Below are 18887 nucleotides of genomic sequence, written 5' to 3' on the forward strand. Positions count from 1 at the left end.
ATTGCCTATTGTATAATTTAAACTGTTTCGGATTTTTTACTTAATAAAACTATCGCTTGGCAAGCAATGCCTTCTTTACGCCCAGTAAAGCCTAATTGTTCAGTTGTTGTTGCTTTTACACTAATTTGATCAAAATGAACTTTCAGATCTTCTGCTATATTAACTCGCATTTGATCAACATGCGGTCGCATTTTAGGTTCTTGAGCAATGATAGTAGTATCTAAATTAACTAATTCATAACCTTTAGCTTGAACAAGGGTATACACATCTTTCAATAATATTCGACTATCTATACCCTTATATTTAGGATCTGTATCAGAAAATAGCTTACCGATGTCACCTAATGCCAATGCGCCAATTAAAGCATCGGTTATTGCATGTAACACAACATCACCATCAGAGTGAGCAACAAGGCCATATTGATAAGGAATTTTTACCCCAGCAAGAGTTATAGGACCCTCTCCACCAAACTTATGAACATCAAATCCATGACCTATTCTCATACTTTTACCTATTTGGAATCTGCTTAGTTAAATAAAAAGTAGCCAATGCTAAATCTTCAGGATGGGTTATTTTTATATTATCCCCACGACACTCAATTAATAAAGGATGCCCACCACAATACTCAATGGCTGAAGCTTCGTCAGTGATAGCAACATGATCATTAAGAGCTTGTTGCAAACATGATTTTAGTTCGCCAGCATTAAACAGTTGAGGAGTGGCAGCGCCCCATAAATAAGTCCGATCTTCAGAATAATCAATAATGGTATCATTATTTTGACAAGCTCGCTTAATCGTATCACTAACACGAGTAGCTAATATACCGCCTTGTTTTTTATTTATTACCGTTTCAATCAGGCGAGTAATATCACAATGATTCACACAAGGTCTTGCCGCATCATGAACTAAAGCCCACTGTTCATCATTCAGCAATTTTAATCCGGCTAAAACAGAATCAGCTCGAGTTTTGCCACCTAAAGCAACTTTAATCTTATCGTGCTGAGCAATTGAAAGAGTATTAAATATATTATCTTCTGAACTAATCACAACAATGACTTGAGTGATTTGAGGATGCGTTAATAATTTATTTAGAGTATGTTCTAAAATAGTCTTCGAACCAACTTTTAGATATTGTTTGGGGATTTGGCTATTCATACGGCAACCAACTCCTGCTGCCGGTACAATAGCGATGATATCATTAAGATTATTCAAGTTATGCATTATCGTTTTTTAGTATCCGAATCAATTATAATTCGATAAAAATATTCATTAGGTTTAACCATGCCTAAATGACTACGAGCACGCTCTTCTATTGCTTCATAGCCACGTTGCAAATCATTAATTTCAGCAAACATCTGTTCGTTACGAGCCTTTAACTTCTCATTATCGGCACGCAAACTGACTAACATTTCTACATTATTTTGATAATCGTACACATTATTTTTGCCATACCATAAAGAATATTGCAGATAACCCAGTACAGCCAATAGCAATAAAGGTAGCTTCCATCTTCTCATGAATTTAGTATTATCCTTTATCTATATACATTTAACTGGTTTTGGTAAACCTGCAAGTTTAGTTGCTTGTTTAGCAGGACCGTCTGGAAATAATTTATACAAATAACGGCTATTACCCTTTTCTACACCAAACTTTTTTTCCATTGCTTTGACTAAAGCTCGAATAGCTGGTGATGTTTTATATTCTAAGTAAAAATCACGAACAAATAAGATAACCTCCCAATGTGCATTGGTTAATTCAATGGACTCTTTGGCTGCCAATTCTGGAACTAAATCAACAGTCCAATCCTGCCAATTTTTTAAATAGCCTTTCTCATCAGTTTCTATCTGCTCTAACATTTTTTTAAAGTACGTTATTTTATTTGCGTTGTATTATACTCAATTAATCAAAATCCAACACTAATTTTGCAGGCGAATACGTTATTGTTTGCTTAATTTCTTCAAAAATTGATGAAATTTAAAGCAAACGATAAAAAAAATTAAAATAGCTATTTACAAATAAGTAAGTCTACTTTAATATTCACAGCCATTGCGGAAGTGTGGCTGAGCGGTTGAAAGCACCGGTCTTGAAAACCGGCGAGGGGCGACCCTCCCAGAGTTCGAATCTCTGCGCTTCCGCCATCCTACCCTAATTATATCTATTTCTTATATATCTAAGTACTTATTGATGAGTAGAAATTTTTGGAAGTTGATTAATACATGATGCAGAACTTTGAGTGTTTTTTAACCATTCAAATAAAATGCTAGCATACTCCATAGATTTTTGCATACATGGTTTACGTACTTCATGATTATTGCGCTTAAAATAAAGTATTTTTTTAGATTCCTAGTTCTTCTAAGCGATAACACCCACTTTCAGCGATCCAATAATAGCCTAAATCATATTCATCCTTTATATTATAAAAACATTCAAAGTACTCTAGATTATCCACTAAATTGATGAGTTCTGAGAGTAATTGAACAGATCAACCAAGCAGAATCACTGCTTCGTAAATTTTAATATCATCAACACTAAGTTCTTGTAGTTTACAAGCCAAATAGTTAAGTTCATTAATATTAATATATTCTGAAATATAATCTGATACGCTACTAATTTTTGATTCATAATCCAAAAAAAATTCTCCGTAGTTGCTCTCATCAATCCTATTACGCTTTAAACATTAATTAACTTGTTCAGGGGTTTTAGGCTACTTGGATTAAGTTATCACCTTCTTGCGCTAATAACTGCTGTTTACTAATACTCTTTAAGGAGCATGAAAACCCCGTTTTTTCTTCTTTCGATAAAACAATGGCATTAAATGACATAGTGTCTCCCCATCACGTATAGTACCAGAACATCTAAATAATATAAGAAATCACTTAAATATTAGATATTTTTTCAATAATAAAGAGCCATTCAAGAAAAAGCAATGTGATATGTTTGGTTGTGAGGAATAAATAAAGACTGAGCTGATAATAACAAATTACCATGCTCAGTTATAAATCAGAGTTACCAATTAAGGCTTGAATACTTAATTTTTAGTCGTATTATTTTGCTTTTTCTGCGCGGCTGATGAAACCGCACCAATATACACAACATCACTTGATGAGTTCAATGCGGTTTCAACCGAATCTTGAATAACGCCAATTGCAATTCCAATGCCAATCACTTTAGCTGAAATTTCGTTTGGTATACCAAACATACTACAAGCGACAGGAATAAGCAGTAACGATCCACCCGCAATCCCTGATGCCCCACAAGCACATACTGAAGTTACAATACAAAGTAATACCGCAGAATAGATATCAACATGTATACCAGCACTAGCTGGCATTGAGTTGACGGTGGCTAGAGTTAAAACTGTTATAGTAACGGCAGCACCTGACATATTAATTGCAGCGCCTAACGGTACTGCAACCGAATAAGTATCTTCATCCATTTTATATTTTTTACAGATCTCCATATTAACGGGAATATTTGCTGCTGAACTTCGGGTAAAGAAGGCTGGGATCGCACTCTCTTTTAAAGAGGTAAATACTAATGGATAAGGGTTTTTGTGCATAACTAAATAAGCTAATAATGGATTAATCACCAATGCAACAAACAGCATACAAGAAACTAACACAACCAATAGATGTGCATATTTCAGTAATTCACCAAAACCTGTTTCAGCTAGCGTTGAGGCCACTAATCCAAATACCCCTAAAGGAGCAAATCGGATAATAACTCTTACAATAAAAGAAATAGCATAAGACAGATCATTCATCATTGTTTTAGTACTTTGGCTAGCGTGTCTTAATGCCAAACCGATACCAGCCCCCCAAATGATAAGCCCAATATAATTTGCATTAATTAGTGCATTTATCGGATTGTCGATCATTTTTTCTAATAAGGTTTTTAAAACAGCAGCAATACCACTAGGCGGTGTAAATTCAAGGTTATTTAACGTATCACCAAATGAAATCTGTGATGGGAATAAAAAACTAGCAATGGTTGCTAATAATGCGGCTAACATCATTCCGGCAAAATAAAGAGTAATTAACGGTCTCATATTGGCTTGTTTGCCATGTTGATGATTCGATATCGATGCAATCACTAAAATGAGCACAAGTACAGGAGCAACTGATTTCAAAGCATTAATAAATAGCCCACCTATAAGAGACATCGCTAATGCGGTATCTTTCGACACCGCAGCGAGAATAATACCAAATATTAAGCCCCATAAGATCTGCCGTATCAACCCTACTTTTAAGTAAAAACGAACCAAAGGATGTGAAGAATGAGTCATAATATTCCTTTCTTATTAAAATAAAGGTAAAACAATAACATAATTCAACATTGCGTTTATAGAAAATAATCATCATTATAATGTTTTTTTATATATTACATTACATGATGATTAAATTTAATTATTTATTACTTTTATATTAGACCTATTTTAAGTGTTCTAATCATTTCCCAAAAATAACCATCTTACTTAAGTAATTCAAGTAGTTGTTTTGCTTTGTTCACTGCTACTGATTTTGCTTTTGCTTGGGCAATATCCGCTAAGCCTTGCCATTGAGAATCAGGTTCAGTTAGATAACTGCGCCTAGTTGCCTCTTTCAAATAAGGGGCATAGGTTAATGACATATCTAAAATCCGATTGATCCAAGCAGGTATTTTTTCACCTTGTTTTACTAGATTTCCAACAAACTTAATGCATTCAATTAATACTGAACAAAATATTGGCAATAAACTTGGCTTTTTTTCTAGTAATCGAATTAATTTAGCGGGGCTTAGATCAGGATAATCGAGAAACAAGATAATAGCTTTACGCATGGTATCTGCATCAATGATTCCTTTTTTAACATTTTTTTCAAAAATAAAATTTGCTTTATAAGTATCACTGTCTTGAGCCAATAATCCGATAATCACTGTCACTAACGATTTTGAAAAAATCAGATTATCTGTGTTTAAAAAAATCAAATTATCTATACTTGATAATGGCCCATCGTTATTTTCTTGCCAATTACGTGTTTTTTCAACAACAAGTAACTGTTTGTTAATACACCAATGTAACCAAACACTTGATTGAAAATTAGGTATAGCTTGTTGATCTTTTGATAATGCTGGGTAAGCTTCGCATTGGAATTCGTATTCTAAATCATAATACCAATCATTTTTTACTATGTGAAAAACTTGGTTAGACACATTGGGTAGTTTTAAAGTAAACATTAACGATTTAACCAATGCTTTAGAAAAGCGTGATGATTGATCTATTACAGGCTTACTAATAGTAATTGAAACATTATCTTCAGGCACAACTTTAGCCTTTTGCGGTTTTGACCATACTTGGTCAAAATCATCAGGAGCTCGCATCGATACGTCTTGTTTTAAAGGGGTGATTTTAGGTAGTTTTTCAACTATGGCTTTTGCTTTCTTAATCGCATTAGCACTACCTTCTTTACTGGCTAACATTTTGATGCCAAGTAATTGCAATTGATTGGCATCGGCTATGCCTTGATCGACAGCATATTGCACTTCTGGTAAAAATTCAGCTATCGCATCAACAGTTTCAAGCGTGCCAGATAACAGTCTCGGCGCTTTACATGATGCGATGATTAATTGATCCAAAATAGGCCAAACCACCGAAAGAATGCCTTGTTTTGCAATATCAGTTAATACCGCCACTAAACTAGCTATACGACAAGGAACCTGACTAAATCGCTCCAGTAACAAAACATCCGCCACACCTGGAATAAGCAAACCTCTTTGCCATGCATCATTTACTGCTTGAGCCATATTGCCAGCCACATAAGGCGAATTTGCGCGTTGCATAGCTAACAATGCTATTGCAGAACGTGAATCAAAAGGAGAACGCCTGTTAACAATTTGCTGGAACTCAAAACCTTGATGGTAATATGTTGCCCAATCAATATCTGACGGTATTGCACTATCGTTCCATAACGGGAAAATAGCAAGAATTTTTGTAAACCCGTTATTTCCAATACGTTTAGGAAAATAATTTAATGATTGTGGAAGGGACAGTACGTCTTCAATATAAGTATTTAACGCTAATTTAGGTTCGATTACTGGATCGTCCAGATACTGTAATACTAAAGAACCAGCATCAATTGGCATTTTTTGTCCTGATTGCAAAACGACTGCAACATTTAACTTCTTGAGTTTTTCTATCGTTGATGATGTTTGTGTCGAAACATCAAGACGAGTCAAGGCTAAAAACAGATCCGCCTCTAATGCATCAATTTTCAACTGTTGATAAATCGCTAATCGTTGACTAAGATCATCCACTGTTATTGAAAGATCACTCATGCTTGGTGTCGACAGTAAACAAGGTATTTTGCCTAAGTTTTTACAAACAATATAATCGCGTGCTGTTAATAAATCAGACAAATATTTATGATACGGAATCTCTTCGCCTTTACGCCAATAAAATAGAAAACCAAGAAGCTGATCAACCCGCAATTTTATACCCGCTAAACTCGCTTTTGCTGCTTGAGGATCGTGATAAGCAATAATATTGGCTACAGCTAGAAATCTTTCCGTCACACTATCATGACCAGATATGTTTCTTTTTACTAATTCAGAGGCTAACTCAGTTAATAATAGGCTCTAATTCAAAAGGCGGTAATTGCCAAAGTGACGGTGTTGGTTGCCAAAGTTGTTGTAATTCGGAGGAATTAGATTGTACGGTATGATCATCAATATGCCACTGTGTAATTAGCTTGCTAGTTAAAGCCACAATTGATTCATCAGTTTGGTCAAGTAATAGATTTAACAAAGGCATAAACAAATCAGTATTTTGGGGCGCTTTGCGATTTAGGGCTATCTTTAACACTAATTTTTTGACCGATTTTATTTTAGATGATAAACATGCCGTCATCACTTCGATTAATAATTCATCATCAACAAAGGGAATTAAAACAGGTGCTAATCGATTAATTATTGCAGATTCACCCATGGCTAGTAATGGAATTAAAGCAGGTACTCGCTGGCACAATTCAGCATCGGTAATACCTAAATCATAAAGTGTATCTAACCATACTTTACGATCTATAGGACGAATAGCGATATCTAAAGCCAAAAAAAGTAACTCTTTTGCTTGCTCTCGGTCAAGCCAACCTAATGTTACCCCCAAGCAAAACACCTCGATAAATGACCGTGTAGCAGGTGTATTGATCGCTATAGCAATATGAATATGTTCGACAAATCGACGCTGACATTGAGCTATATTTGGAGGAATTTTATCGTAAAAATGCTTTACAACATCATCACCACGCATAGCAACCGCCGCATACAACGTCCAACCGTCGATATAATTTTGATTTTTAGGAATAACCAAATTTAAACGATCAACCAACTGAACAGCAAGATCTGTTGGTGCAGATGCTTGTTGCACAAAATTTTGTGCGTAATTTTCACCTCGTTCAATAATAACCGGCAATAACAAAGATGAATAAGTATAATGAGCAAGCTTTAACGCTCGGCTCACTGATACCCCAATCCGAATGGCGTACAAAGCTAAATATGCTTTATTACACTTAACATAATCTTGCCATACAAAAGTGTTGCCTACTTTGACATAATCACCCCATTTGCCACTTTTTAATCCTAAAAGTGCAATCTTTTGCTGCTCTTTGCTACCTAACGATTGTTGTAAAATATTATCGGCTGTGACATTGTTCCAATTCAAAGAAGTAAAAATCACTTCGGCTTTCGCTAAGTTAGCATTCATAAATATTTTCCTTAATTTGTACTGCCAAAATATGTTTACACGGCCCTTTTTTGAGTTGATGATTCAGATACCATGAGCAAGTACATTGTGCTGTTAATTTACTATTCTTCCTAACAAAACGGACACGATAGTCCTCGTTATTTGAGCAAACCATCCATGTGTTTTCATCAATTCGATCAATATATTCAATCAATTTATAGGCCGATTTTAAACGCGGATTATCTTTGATAAGTCGATTAGGATCTTCTGGCAATTGACGATGAAAATAGCCATTCTGGTGTACATCAAAACCCAGCTTACCTGAAATAGCCAGATACGCCAGTGAACTATTAATGCACTGAGTATTTAACCCTGTTTTTATCGCTAGCTGAGTCAGATCAATCAGTGAATCAAATTGTAAAATAGATTGAACAAGTTGAGCATTTTGTAATTGCTGTTTTGGTGCAAGCAGCTCAAGTAAGGCACCTTCGCCAGAATAGCCTTGCCATGGCTGTGCAGTTAAGCTCAAAGTAAGTCTTGCACCGTCGAGTTCAACTTCAACCATGCAGGGTCCTTGTTCGCCACTTGCTAGCTGATAAAAAGTTAAACGCTTAATATTGGTCATTAATCGCTTAAGTGCACTTAACCGGTGTAGCCCCGAAATATACACACTATCGAGACCGCCTTGAGCCATCAATTTAATACCAGTATTAGATGGCACTAGCCAGCTTGATTGATGTTTACTAGTCACGGTTGGCAATCCTGCAATAAAGGTTTGTGCTTGTATTCCCGTTACCGTAAAAACAGCGACCATTTTGGTATGAATTTCAGCTACATTACCTAGTGCTCTAATCCACCTATCCGACATTGCAACAGGGCGCTCAATAATGGCCTTTATTCCAATTACATCTTTATCTTGTTTTTGGATATGGCGCATAGCCAAACCTTGATTACCAATATTGAGATGAAGTTTGTCTCTATTATTAACCTGAGTTAGCGCTTGCCTTAAGCTAATACCTATATCTACATTGGTTGTACCTCGTAATATTTGTCCATCAAACCCTTGTTGTAACAAATCTAAACGGGCATAAACACTATTGCAGGCAGAAAAAACCTCTGCTCTTAATTGATTTCCTTGTGCAGATAAAATTGGATCACGCAAAGACACCGGCACTGGTTTAAAATATCGGGTCGAGGTAATATCAGCTAAAACCAGTAAAGATCTAGCAAGAATCTGTGGGTAAAGTGCATAACCAGCAAAAAATTGAGGGTTTTCAATAATTCCATCCGGTGTTAAAGCAGACGATAACGCTAAGGCTAATGCGCCATCAGTAAGTTTTGATTGCTGAGAAAACCTCAATATAAATCATCCTAACACATTAAAATAGACAAAATATCATGCTAATGAGTATAAAATAAGCAAAATATATTGTCTATATTTGATGTTTTTTGCTAATTGTTGATGAAAAATTTTATTGTTTTACCAACGCTATCTAAATGATTTCTGCAACCGGTGATCCTGCGTTAACATAATTGCCTTCTTTGAGTATTTGTTTTAACACACCATTTCGATGTGCAATAACTTGAACTTCCATTTTCATGGCTTCCATAATAGCAATGACATCGCCTGCGTTTACGCTTTGATTATCATTGATCACCCATTTAAAAAGACTACCAGAAACAGGTGACTGGACAATCAATTCTGATAATTGTTCTTTCACGCTTGAAGATGTATCTAAATTAGCTTCCGTTTGCAAGGATAACCCTGCAAAGAGTTGTGCAGGTAAACCGAGTTTACAACGTTTACCGTCAATCTCAATAAATGTGTGTGTCAACGCTGCTTCTTTTTGTGGTATTTGCCTTTTGGCTGGTGCTATTGTTGCACTAAATTCAGTTTCAATCCAACGCGTATGCACATTAAAATCATCACAAAAATCTGAGTGTTCAATAACCGCACGATCAAATGGCAACACACTAGCTACCCCTTCAATTGTAAATTCCGCTAACGCACGGCGAGCCCTAGCAATGGCTTGTTGTCGATTATTACCAACAATAATCAATTTTCCCATAAGGGAATCAAACGTTGCTGGAATTGTTGAACCAGCCATCACCCCACTGTCTATGCGTACACCAGGACCTGTTGGTACATCAAAACGTGTAATAGTACCAGCTACAGGTAAAAAGCCGTTAGCTGCATCTTCAGCATTGATACGAAATTCAATAGCGTGGGCTTTAGGTTTTGGCATTTCATTAATACTTAACGGCAAACCTTGAGCTATACGCAGTTGTTCAACAACAAGATCAATGCCTGTTATTTCCTCTGTTACGGGATGTTCTACTTGTAACCGTGTGTTGACTTCTAAAAAAGATAACTTACCATCTTGGCTAAGTAAAAACTCAACTGTCCCTACGCCTACATAGTTTGCTTTAGCGCAAATATCAATCGAAGATTGAATAATTTGCTGTTCTAATTGAGCTGTTATAAAAGGTGCTGGAGACTCTTCAATTAATTTTTGATTACGTCTTTGTAATGAACAGTCACGTGTACCAACGACAACTATATTACCTAATGTATCAGCAATAACTTGTGCTTCAACATGCCGAGGATTATGCAAAAATTGTTCAATAAAACACTCTCCTCGACCAAAAGCCGTTGTAGCTTCACGAACTGCTGAATGATAAAGCTCTTCTACTTCGTCCATTTGCCAAGCTACTTTTAAACCTCGACCACCGCCACCAAATGCGGCTTTTATAGCAATAGGTAAACCATGTGCATGGGCAAATTCGATCGCTTCTTTAGCGTTTTTAGCTGGTTCTTTTGTTCCCACAACCAATGGCGCACCCACTTGCAATGCAAGTTGCCTTGCTTTGACTTTGTCACCTAATATTTCAATCGTTTCGGGATTGGGTCCAACCCAAATTAACCCTGCATCTTGCACCGCTTTTGCAAATTCAACACGTTCAGATAAAAAACCATAACCAGGGTGCACCATCGTTGCTCCTGATTTTTTGACTATACCGATAATTTTATCAATATCTAAATACGTTTCGCTTGGCATATTGCCTGCTAGTCCATAAGCTTCGTCGGCCATTTGTACATGAAGTGCGTTAATATCGGCATCAGCATAAATCGCAACAGATAAAAATCCCATATCACGACAAGCACGCACAATGCGTACGGCAATTTCGCCACGGTTAGCAATTAATACTTTATGCGTTATTGTTTGATTATTTTCAGACATGATCAACATCACTCCCTTCAAATTCTTTAAATATCCCTATCGGATTAAATTTTATTTTGGCATTGACTGGTATTTGACCTGCCAAATCTAAATGATAATTACAAACTGCACCAATAACAGGATAACCTCCTGTTAAAGGGTGATCATTCAAAAATAGCACAGGTTGCCCATTAGCAGGAATTTGGATTGCGCCGATGCAAGTTCCTTCACTCGGTAATTCTTGGTGTTTTTCACGACTTAGTGGTTGTTCACCAGATAAGCGTAATCCAATACGGTTAGAAGCTGGCGTTACTTGCCATAGCTGTGAAGTAAGAAGCGCTATCGATTGCTGAGTAAACCAATCAGTACGTGGCCCAAGTACAATATCTAAAACAACCACATCCTCACTGGTTGGGTAATCGATAGCAGAGGTTTCGGTTAATGAAATGGATCTTAACGCATTTGTTTGCTTTATTGCTAATGTTTGCCCTGCTTTTAGTGGCAATGGTCCTACTTGTGCAAGCGTATCAAAAGCACAGCTGGTTAAAATAGGTGCTACTTGAAAACCACCACGTACGGCTAAATAACTACGAACGCCACATTTTACATTACCTAAACGAATAATATCACCTGCTTCTAATTGAATTGGCTGATACATGGGCGAGGTATAGGTTTCGCCTTGGATGGTGGTTATTGTGATCTCACATATAGCGCCCGTCACAGCAACTAACATAGGTCTGTTTATTTGGGCGTTAAAACCACCTTGGGTAATTTCTAAAACTGGTTCATTAGTAGGATTACCCAACACACGATTAACACTATGTAATGCGCTTTTATCCATCGCTCCCGATTCAGAAATGCCCAATGTAGCTTGTCCAATTCGACCATTGTCTTGAAAAAGAGTTTGTAGTCCTGTCGCTAATACTTTTATATCTTGTTGCTGTTCAACAAGGTTATCTTGTTTTTTAGCAGCTGATAAATGAGCAGGTAAATGATAAGTTGTTTTCGATTGGCTCACATCAATAAAATTAACCCGAGTACCAGGTTTGAAAAGTGCTGGCTCATCACGATAAATATCCCAAACTACCGTATCTGTAATGCCTATCAATTGCCAACCACCAGGGCTTGCTTGTGGGTAAACACTACTAAATTCCCCTGCTAAAGCAACCGATCCTGCTGGAATGCGGACTCGTGGCGAGTTTCGACGTGGTACATTAAGCTGAGCTGTTTTTGACACCATATAAGCAAACCCCGGTGCAAAGCCACAAAAAGCCACTTGATACTCGTTATCAGTGTGCCTTGCAATGACTTCAGCAACCGTTATGCCTAGATATTCTGCCACTTGAGGTAAATCTTCACCATTATAGCGAACGGGTATTGTTACCAATTCGCCAGATTGCATAACGCTTGCCGAAATATCTAATTGAGCAATCTGCTTAACGAGTATATTGGCATTTGTCACAATGGGGTTATAACGGATTAATAGGGTTCGTGCCGCTGGAATTATTTCATTTATATGCCAATCAGCAATAACACCATGAAGCACATCATTAAGCGCCATGGTTTGCTCAAGGCTGTTTAATTCTACGATAAACGCATCGATATTAACGGGTAAAAATCGCATTAAGTACCTCGAAATATGATCAACATCCAATCACTAACAATACATATTTTATATTGTTTTGTCATATTAAAGGCCAAGTTTATAGCCCACTTGGTAAAGTGTTGTCTAATCATATTTTTATTTTTTTATTAAGTTAATTAATTTTTTTTCAAAAAATTAACTCATTTAATTATTATTACTTTTAGCAAACGAGGCAATATTAATGCCATTTTGTTGTAATTTTTCTCGAACTTTTTGTGCCATCGCTAAAGCACTAGCACTATCGCCATGAACACAAATTGATCCAGCCTCAATACTCACAAATTGCCCTTCAATAGCAGTCACACCACCATCATTAACCAGTTGTAGCATTCGTTCGGCAACTAAATCTGGATCATGCAATACCGCTCCAACCTCTTTACGAGAGATTAAAGTACCATCAGCATGATAAGCTCTATCAGCAAAAGCTTCAGCAACGACGTTTAAACCCTTTTCTTTAGCCCATTCAATCAGTTTTGAGCCAGCAAGCGCAACCAAAATAAGTGTAGGATCAACAAGACAAAGCGCATCAATCACCGCCATTGCTTGACGTTTATCGTGTGCAATAGTGTTATATAATGCGCCATGTGGCTTAACATAACTTATTTTGGTGCCGATTGATGTGGCTAACCCTTTAATTGCCCCAATCTGATAAATTACATCAGCGGTTAACTCATCGGTTGCAACATCCATATTACGACGACAAAATCCCACTAAATCAGGATAACCAACATGAGCACCAATTTCAACATTATTGGCTTTGGCCGCTTTTAATGTTTTTAAAATACCTGCTGGCGAACCAGCATGAATAGCTGAATAACTTGTACAGTGACAACCGTTCAAATTAGATTTTTATAGCTGTTTTTGTCGAACAATTTCAAATAAACAAATACCTGTTGCTACCGACACATTAAGTGATGACACAATGCCTGCCATTGGGATGCTCACTAATTCATCACAGTGTTCTTTAGTTAAACGACGCATACCTTCACCTTCAGCACCCATCACCAATGCAAGTGATGTCGCTTTTGATGATTTATAAAAGTCTGTTTGATAAAGCGTTCTATATGCTTCACCAGCGGTACCCACAATCCAAACTTGATATTCGTCTTGTAGCATTCGCATCGTGCGAGCTAAATTGGTTACCCTAACCACCGGTACACTTTCAGCTGCGCCACAGGCAACTTTTTGTGCGGTGGAATTCAGCGGTGCGGAGCGATCTTTTGGCACAATAATAAAATCAACCCCAGCGGCATCAGCAGTACGAATACAGGCACCTAAATTGTGCGGATCAGTCACGCCATCTAAAATTAAAATAACGGTGTTTGGTTGCTGCTCCATTAATAGCGGAATATCGTTTTCTTGATAACCTCGGTTTGGTTTTACCATGGCTAAAATACCTTGGTGCACGCCGTTTTTTGACTTTTCATCTAACCATTGACGATTAGCTATTTTTACAGGCAAGCCAAGTTGCTCTAATTGACGCACAACGGCAAGAAGGCGTTTATCTTCACGCCCTTTAATAATAAATACTTCAATGATTCTTTCTGGCGAACGTGCTAATAATGCTTCAATGGCATGCAGGCCATAAACTGTTTCACTCATTTATTTGTTACTCTTTTATCTTATTAACTATTTGTTTTTACTGGTTTTTTGATTTAATACGTTTTTTACTTTTAACTTTCACTTCAACTTTAGCAGTTGATTTCATGCTTGATTTAGCGCTCGATTTTGCCTTTTTTGGGGTACTTGATTTAGTACTTGGCTTAGTATTTGGTTTCGTACTACTTTTTTTACTGGTTGATTTTTTGTCTTTTTGCTTAACAGGCAAATCAGCTTGTTGAGCGTTTTGGGCTTGTTTGGACTTATCTTTTGCCGTTTTACCCTGACGTTTTGGCTTATTATTACTGCCCACTAATGAAAAATCCATTTTACGCTCTTCTGGATTGACGTTATCGACTTTCACTTGCACTTTATCACCCAAACGATAAGTAAAGCGAGTATTTTCACCAATTAAACGATTGCGCGAACCATCAAACGTATAATAATCATTTTCTAGCGATGACACATGTACTAAGCCATCAATAAATAGATCGTCTAATCGAACAAAGAAACCAAAATTCACCACACTCGAAATCGTACCGTTAAAAACTTCGCCAACATGATCTTGCATATAATCACATTTAAGCCAATCCACCACATCACGTACGGCTTCATCAGCTCGTCTTTCAGTCATTGAGCAATGTTCACCAAAATAAAGCATTTCATTTGTATCATAACGATATCCCCCAGTTTTACTGGTTTTATTTTTTTTATCAGCTAAAATCCATTTGATAGCACGATGCAAAAGCAAATCAGGATAACGACGAATTGGCGAAGTAAAATGTGCATACTCCTCAAGTGCCAAACCAAAATGCCCTCGATTTTCTGGATCATAAATAGCTTGTTTCATAGAACGTAAAATCACGGTTTGCAACATTTCATGATCGAGGCGTGTTTCAACCACTGCCATTAATTCGGCAATATCTTTAGGTTTAGGACTTCCACCACCACCAAGCGATAAACCAAGTTCACCTAATACATTGCACAAGTTGCTCATCCGATCTTCATCGGGTCTGTCATGTACACGAAATAATGATGGCACTTGAGCACCAATCACTAATTTTGCCGCTGAAACATTGGCTAAAATCATACACTCTTCAATAATTTTATGTGCCACATTACGCTGTGCCAGCTCAATACTTTCAATACGCTTATCGGCATTAAAAACAAATTTCGGCTCTTCTGATTCAAATCCTACCGCACCACGAGTAACCCGTGCTTTATCAAGCACGTTATAAAGTCCATAAAGATTTTCAAGATGAGGAACCAAGTCATGGTAATGCTCACGAAGTTCATCATCTCCCTCTAAAATTTTAGCTACTTTGGTATACGTTAACCGAGCATGCGAATTCATCACCGCTTCGTAAAACTCATACCCCGTCAAACGTCCTCGATTAGACACCGTCATTTCACAAACCAAACACAAGCGATCCACTTGCGGATTTAACGAACATAGTCCATTAGATAAAACCTCGGGCAACATAGGTACCACTCGCGACGGAAAGTAAACCGATGTACCTCGTAAACAAGCTTCTTTATCTAACGCTTGGCTTGGACAAACATAATAACTTACATCAGCAATAGCAACCCACAAACGATAGCCACCACCACGATTTTTTTGGCAATAAACCGCATCATCAAAATCACGTGCATCTTCGCCATCAATAGTAACTAAAGGCAAATTTCGCAAGTCTTTACGACCTTTTTTAGCACGTTCTGGGACTTGATCAGTAAATTTACAGACTTCGGCTTCAACCGTTTTAGGCCATTCATAAGGGATTTCGTGATTACGTAGGGCAATATCGATGGCTAAATTCGTTCCCATCATTTCGCCAAGTACTTCTTTAATCACTCCCACCGCTTTTTGGCGGCGTTCTGGCCGCTGTTGTAACTCAACCACCACAACCGACCCCATGCGCACGGTGCGATTGGGTTTACCTGTTATTAAAATATCAAAGTTCAAACGGCTATCATCAGGCACCACAAAACCAACACCTTGCTCGATAAAATAACGGCCAACAATTTGGTTACTACGAGGATCTAAAATTCGTACTACTCTAGCTTCGGTTTTACCGCGGTATTGCGCACCTATCGGCTGAGCTAAAATCACATCGCCTTGCAACACCTTTTTCATCTGTTCTGGTGCTAAAAAATAGTCTTCAGTATTGCCCTCTACCCGCAAAAAGCCAAAACCATCACGGTGAGCAATAACCTTACCTTTGACCATATCAAACTTTTCGGGCAAGGCATAACATTTGCGACGCGTAAACACCACCTGCCCATCACGCTCCATTGCGCGCAAGCGACGGTGCAATGCCACTTTTTGCCCATCATTCTTAATAGCGATAGCTTGAGCAATTTTTTCTAAACTGGCAGGCTTTGCTTCTTGCTTAAGGTAATCTAAAATAAGCTCTCGACTGGCAATTGGGGAATCATACTTCTCAGCTTCGCGGTCAAAAAATGGGTCTTTTATCATAAAGGGATATCCTGTGACTAATATTAGTGCTAGCATAACATAGAGTGGTATAAGTTAACATCAACATTCTATTTAATAAGCAAAAATCAATGGATTATTAACCCATTGGTATATCATTTTTGCGAATAGCGACAATCAAAATCACACAGATAAAGACAAGTACCCTCATTGTGTAGAAAGGAATGTTAATAGATTTTTGCATTTATTTGAGCATTTTAGTTCTAAATAAAAATACTAGGTTATTTTAGATATCTATTTAACAAATAAAAAACCTAGATTACACCATGAAGTGCAATTCGTCTTAACTCCTTAGAATAAAAAGCGGCAGAGCTTTTAAACTTATGCCGTTTTCTTGGGCGAGAGTTCAATAGATATTGTATTTTCTTTATCTGTTCGTCGTCAACTAATGAAATAGCTGCTGACTTAGGTATAAACTGACGTATTAAGCCATTGGTGTTTTCATTTGTGCCTCTTTGTCAGCTTTTATAAGGCTCCGCAAAGTATACGGTAGTATTTAAATAATGCTCAATCGCATGATGATAATTAAATTCGGTTCCATTATCAAAGGTGATGCTTTTAACCATTTTTTTAGCTTGAGTAATGGCTAAAAGCTTCTTGGCTAACTGATGGGGCAATAATTAATTCTACAAATTGTTTGTCGACAATAGTTTTTGCGGTGTCTGCATCAAGCTGTCGATTAAAGGTTTTAATTGCAAGGTTAAAACAATATTCAAATGAAAAAGAGTTTTGGTTACTATCCATAATACTGATGATATTTTCATAATCACTACAATCAACCACAATGGCAACATCTTTATGATTTTTGGCAGTAGATCGAACCATTGTCGGACCACCAATATCAATATTTTAACCGCGTCATCCAACGTATAATCTGATTTAGCAACAGTTTGTGAGAAGAGGGAAAGATTAACAACCACCATATAAATCGACGCAATTTGGTGTTGTTGCATAATATCATCATCAATACCTCGTCGTTCTAAAATTGCTCCATGAATTTTAGGATGTAAGGTTTTAACTCGTCCATCCATCATTTTAGGAAAACCAGTGTAATTTGATACTTCAATAACAGGTATTCGGTTTTTTATTAATAATTTTGCTGTCCCCCCCAGTCGAAAGAAGTTCCACATTTCTTTCTGATAAGGCTCTAGCAAATTCTAAAATACCGGTCTTGTCTGACACACTAAACAAGGCACGGTGAATAGAACGAAATTGCTGCATGAAGGACTCCGAAGTTGACATCTAAAATATTAGTTATTGAGCCAGCATTATATATAAATTAAAGATAGATATTTAGCATTAACTTATTAAAAAAGATTCAAACGGTTTAACGGTAATACATTACGTTAATTATAGAATAAATATATTTGTGATAGATAGGGCTTGTTAATTTTCTTTTTATTTTGTTATAAGAATCGATTACAAGTACGTAATAGTTAGTGTTATACCTGCTCGATTTAAAATAGGTATAGTTACCATTGATCTATTATTCACAAGGCTTAATGGTAAACAAACCCAAAATAGCGTTATTTGACTAACTTAAATTTAATTTGACAGATACTCATTTTCATCACTATTTATTTTAGCCAAATAACTATCGAATGAATAAAATAGATCCTCAATTACTTTTCCTTAGCCCATTTTGTTACACTTACTCAGTGTTTGTCATGACTTCTCCTAACATAAAGATCTCCGTTATTCATAGAGTATTGGTTCTGATCCGTATTTGTTTCGCCAGAATTTGGTTTTAATGATTAAAGATTTGCCAATTATAGCTATTTCAAAAATAAGATAAGCAAAACGGAACTGGGGCTATTGTATTCGAATCATACAATCGCCCAATATTGTAAAATACGCTATCATTCCACTTTTTATTCATTCATAATCCAGCCACAGCTTAAGGGCTAAGAATAGATACAACCCCATAGTTACTATCAAGGAAGGAATTATAGATGTTGATATTGCCACCGTTTGCATTAACAGTAAACTGGTTAGTATCGGATGATTCATAACTTGTCCAGTAGACGTTGCCGTCGAAACCTGCGGCGGAGTAAACCGTCATGCGACCCCATTCCGTGAAAAATCCTGCTCCTATTCGGCGTTGATAATAATTACCATCTGATGGCGGCGTGACACCAACCCCCCCCTCGATACTCAATACCGGAATTAGTGCCGAAACAGACTGCGTTGGTCAGGTCTTTTACCTACGGCATA

Annotated in this window: 17 protein-coding genes, 1 tRNA gene and 1 pseudogene; 1 reads left to right on the forward strand and 18 read right to left on the reverse strand. The window is 37.0% G+C overall.

The genetic code is table 11. The annotated features are described in order from the left end of the window. Nucleotides 1-17: 17 nt before the first annotated feature. From ispF to A9G25_RS07680, 4 genes are read right to left on the reverse strand one after another with little or no spacing between them, the layout of a single operon-like run. Nucleotides 18-503 (reverse strand): 2-C-methyl-D-erythritol 2,4-cyclodiphosphate synthase, encoded by a 486-nt coding sequence (ispF, locus tag A9G25_RS07665; RefSeq protein WP_065626431.1) that lies wholly within the window; start codon nucleotides 501-503, stop codon nucleotides 18-20. A 4-nt stretch (nucleotides 504-507) separates the two neighbouring features. Continuing rightward, nucleotides 508-1221, reverse strand: a complete 714-nt coding sequence (ispD, locus tag A9G25_RS07670) for a 2-C-methyl-D-erythritol 4-phosphate cytidylyltransferase (RefSeq protein WP_065626432.1) — start codon at nucleotides 1219-1221, stop codon at nucleotides 508-510. Then, nucleotides 1221-1517, reverse strand: coding sequence for a cell division protein FtsB (gene ftsB / locus A9G25_RS07675; RefSeq protein WP_065626433.1), 297 nt, complete (start codon nucleotides 1515-1517; stop codon nucleotides 1221-1223). Before ftsB ends, ispD begins: the two co-directional genes overlap by 1 nt. 21 nt (nucleotides 1518-1538) lie before the next feature. After that, complete coding sequence (locus tag A9G25_RS07680; protein ID WP_065626434.1) at nucleotides 1539-1856, reverse strand: TusE/DsrC/DsvC family sulfur relay protein; 318 nt, start codon at nucleotides 1854-1856, stop codon at nucleotides 1539-1541. Nucleotides 1857-2050: 194 nt separating this feature from the next. Between A9G25_RS07680 and A9G25_RS07685 the strand changes: the two genes are divergently transcribed. Further along, nucleotides 2051-2138: transfer RNA gene (locus A9G25_RS07685), tRNA-Ser, on the forward strand. Nucleotides 2139-2482: 344 nt separating this feature from the next. Here A9G25_RS07685 and A9G25_RS12845 read toward each other — a convergent pair. The 14 genes and pseudogenes from A9G25_RS12845 to A9G25_RS12855 form a co-directional block, all read right to left on the reverse strand. Continuing rightward, nucleotides 2483-2629, reverse strand: coding sequence for a hypothetical protein (locus tag A9G25_RS12845; protein WP_176701098.1), 147 nt, complete (start codon nucleotides 2627-2629; stop codon nucleotides 2483-2485). 70 nt (nucleotides 2630-2699) lie between these two features. Further along, nucleotides 2700-2822: a hypothetical protein gene (locus A9G25_RS13195; RefSeq protein WP_255307103.1), complete on the reverse strand. Its 123-nt coding sequence runs from the start codon at nucleotides 2820-2822 to the stop codon at nucleotides 2700-2702. 206 nt (nucleotides 2823-3028) lie between these two features. Next, on the reverse strand, nucleotides 3029-4285 hold the full coding sequence (sstT, locus tag A9G25_RS07690; RefSeq protein ID WP_065626435.1) for a serine/threonine transporter SstT: 1257 nt from the start codon (nucleotides 4283-4285) through the stop codon (nucleotides 3029-3031). Nucleotides 4286-4470: 185 nt separating this feature from the next. After that, on the reverse strand, nucleotides 4471-6549 hold the full coding sequence (locus tag A9G25_RS07695) for a hypothetical protein (protein ID WP_065626436.1): 2079 nt from the start codon (nucleotides 6547-6549) through the stop codon (nucleotides 4471-4473). Nucleotides 6550-6595: 46 nt separating this feature from the next. Continuing rightward, complete coding sequence (locus A9G25_RS07700; RefSeq protein ID WP_065626437.1) at nucleotides 6596-7735, reverse strand: hypothetical protein; 1140 nt, start codon at nucleotides 7733-7735, stop codon at nucleotides 6596-6598. Further along, nucleotides 7725-9074, reverse strand: a complete 1350-nt coding sequence (locus A9G25_RS07705) for an SWIM zinc finger family protein (RefSeq protein ID WP_218057567.1) — start codon at nucleotides 9072-9074, stop codon at nucleotides 7725-7727. The genes A9G25_RS07700 and A9G25_RS07705 overlap by 11 nt, the downstream gene beginning before the upstream one ends. A gap of 133 nt (nucleotides 9075-9207) precedes the next feature. After that, a complete protein-coding gene (locus A9G25_RS07710) occupies nucleotides 9208-10965 on the reverse strand; it encodes an acetyl/propionyl/methylcrotonyl-CoA carboxylase subunit alpha (protein ID WP_065626439.1) in 1758 nt (585 codons plus the stop codon). Next, nucleotides 10949-12559, reverse strand: a complete 1611-nt coding sequence (locus A9G25_RS07715; RefSeq protein WP_065626440.1) for an urea amidolyase family protein — start codon at nucleotides 12557-12559, stop codon at nucleotides 10949-10951. Before A9G25_RS07715 ends, A9G25_RS07710 begins: the two co-directional genes overlap by 17 nt. A gap of 165 nt (nucleotides 12560-12724) precedes the next feature. Beyond that, nucleotides 12725-13420, reverse strand: a complete 696-nt coding sequence (locus tag A9G25_RS07720; protein WP_081297193.1) for a LamB/YcsF family protein — start codon at nucleotides 13418-13420, stop codon at nucleotides 12725-12727. 9 nt (nucleotides 13421-13429) lie between these two features. Continuing rightward, a complete protein-coding gene (rlmB, locus tag A9G25_RS07725; protein WP_065626441.1) occupies nucleotides 13430-14182 on the reverse strand; it encodes a 23S rRNA (guanosine(2251)-2'-O)-methyltransferase RlmB in 753 nt (250 codons plus the stop codon). A gap of 37 nt (nucleotides 14183-14219) precedes the next feature. Continuing rightward, a complete protein-coding gene (rnr, locus tag A9G25_RS07730) occupies nucleotides 14220-16655 on the reverse strand; it encodes a ribonuclease R (protein ID WP_065626442.1) in 2436 nt (811 codons plus the stop codon). Between the two features lie 476 nt (nucleotides 16656-17131). Next, nucleotides 17132-17290, reverse strand: coding sequence for a hypothetical protein (locus A9G25_RS12850; protein ID WP_176701097.1), 159 nt, complete (start codon nucleotides 17288-17290; stop codon nucleotides 17132-17134). 40 nt (nucleotides 17291-17330) lie between these two features. Beyond that, a pseudogene (purH, locus tag A9G25_RS07735) lies at nucleotides 17331-17894 on the reverse strand (bifunctional phosphoribosylaminoimidazolecarboxamide formyltransferase/IMP cyclohydrolase); the annotation flags it as partial. 676 nt (nucleotides 17895-18570) lie between these two features. Continuing rightward, nucleotides 18571-18735: a hypothetical protein gene (locus A9G25_RS12855; protein ID WP_176701099.1), complete on the reverse strand. Its 165-nt coding sequence runs from the start codon at nucleotides 18733-18735 to the stop codon at nucleotides 18571-18573. Nucleotides 18736-18887: the final 152 nt, after the last annotated feature.

The sequence above is a fragment of the Gilliamella sp. Bif1-4 genome (assembly GCF_001690535.1).
GTDB classification, from domain to species: domain Bacteria; phylum Pseudomonadota; class Gammaproteobacteria; order Enterobacterales; family Orbaceae; genus Gilliamella; species Gilliamella bombi.

What these genes read in the sequence shown, in the direction of transcription:
- ispF (WP_065626431.1), bottom strand. Translation starts at nt 503, where the DNA reads ATGAGAATAGGTCATGGATTTGATGTTCATAAGTTTGGTGGAGAGGGT.
- ispD (WP_065626432.1), bottom strand. Translation starts at nt 1,221, where the DNA reads ATGCATAACTTGAATAATCTTAATGATATCATCGCTATTGTACCGGCA.
- ftsB (WP_065626433.1), bottom strand. Translation starts at nt 1,517, where the DNA reads ATGAGAAGATGGAAGCTACCTTTATTGCTATTGGCTGTACTGGGTTAT.
- A9G25_RS07680 (WP_065626434.1), bottom strand. Translation starts at nt 1,856, where the DNA reads ATGTTAGAGCAGATAGAAACTGATGAGAAAGGCTATTTAAAAAATTGG.
- A9G25_RS13195 (WP_255307103.1), bottom strand. Translation starts at nt 2,822, where the DNA reads ATGTCATTTAATGCCATTGTTTTATCGAAAGAAGAAAAAACGGGGTTT.
- sstT (WP_065626435.1), bottom strand. Translation starts at nt 4,285, where the DNA reads ATGACTCATTCTTCACATCCTTTGGTTCGTTTTTACTTAAAAGTAGGG.
- A9G25_RS07700 (WP_065626437.1), bottom strand. Translation starts at nt 7,735, where the DNA reads ATGAATGCTAACTTAGCGAAAGCCGAAGTGATTTTTACTTCTTTGAAT.
- A9G25_RS07710 (WP_065626439.1), bottom strand. Translation starts at nt 10,965, where the DNA reads ATGTTGATCATGTCTGAAAATAATCAAACAATAACGCATAAAGTATTA.
- A9G25_RS07715 (WP_065626440.1), bottom strand. Translation starts at nt 12,559, where the DNA reads ATGCGATTTTTACCCGTTAATATCGATGCGTTTATCGTAGAATTAAAC.
- rlmB (WP_065626441.1), bottom strand. Translation starts at nt 14,182, where the DNA reads ATGAGTGAAACAGTTTATGGCCTGCATGCCATTGAAGCATTATTAGCA.
- rnr (WP_065626442.1), bottom strand. Translation starts at nt 16,655, where the DNA reads ATGATAAAAGACCCATTTTTTGACCGCGAAGCTGAGAAGTATGATTCC.
- A9G25_RS12855 (WP_176701099.1), bottom strand. Translation starts at nt 18,735, where the DNA reads ATGACGGTTTACTCCGCCGCAGGTTTCGACGGCAACGTCTACTGGACA.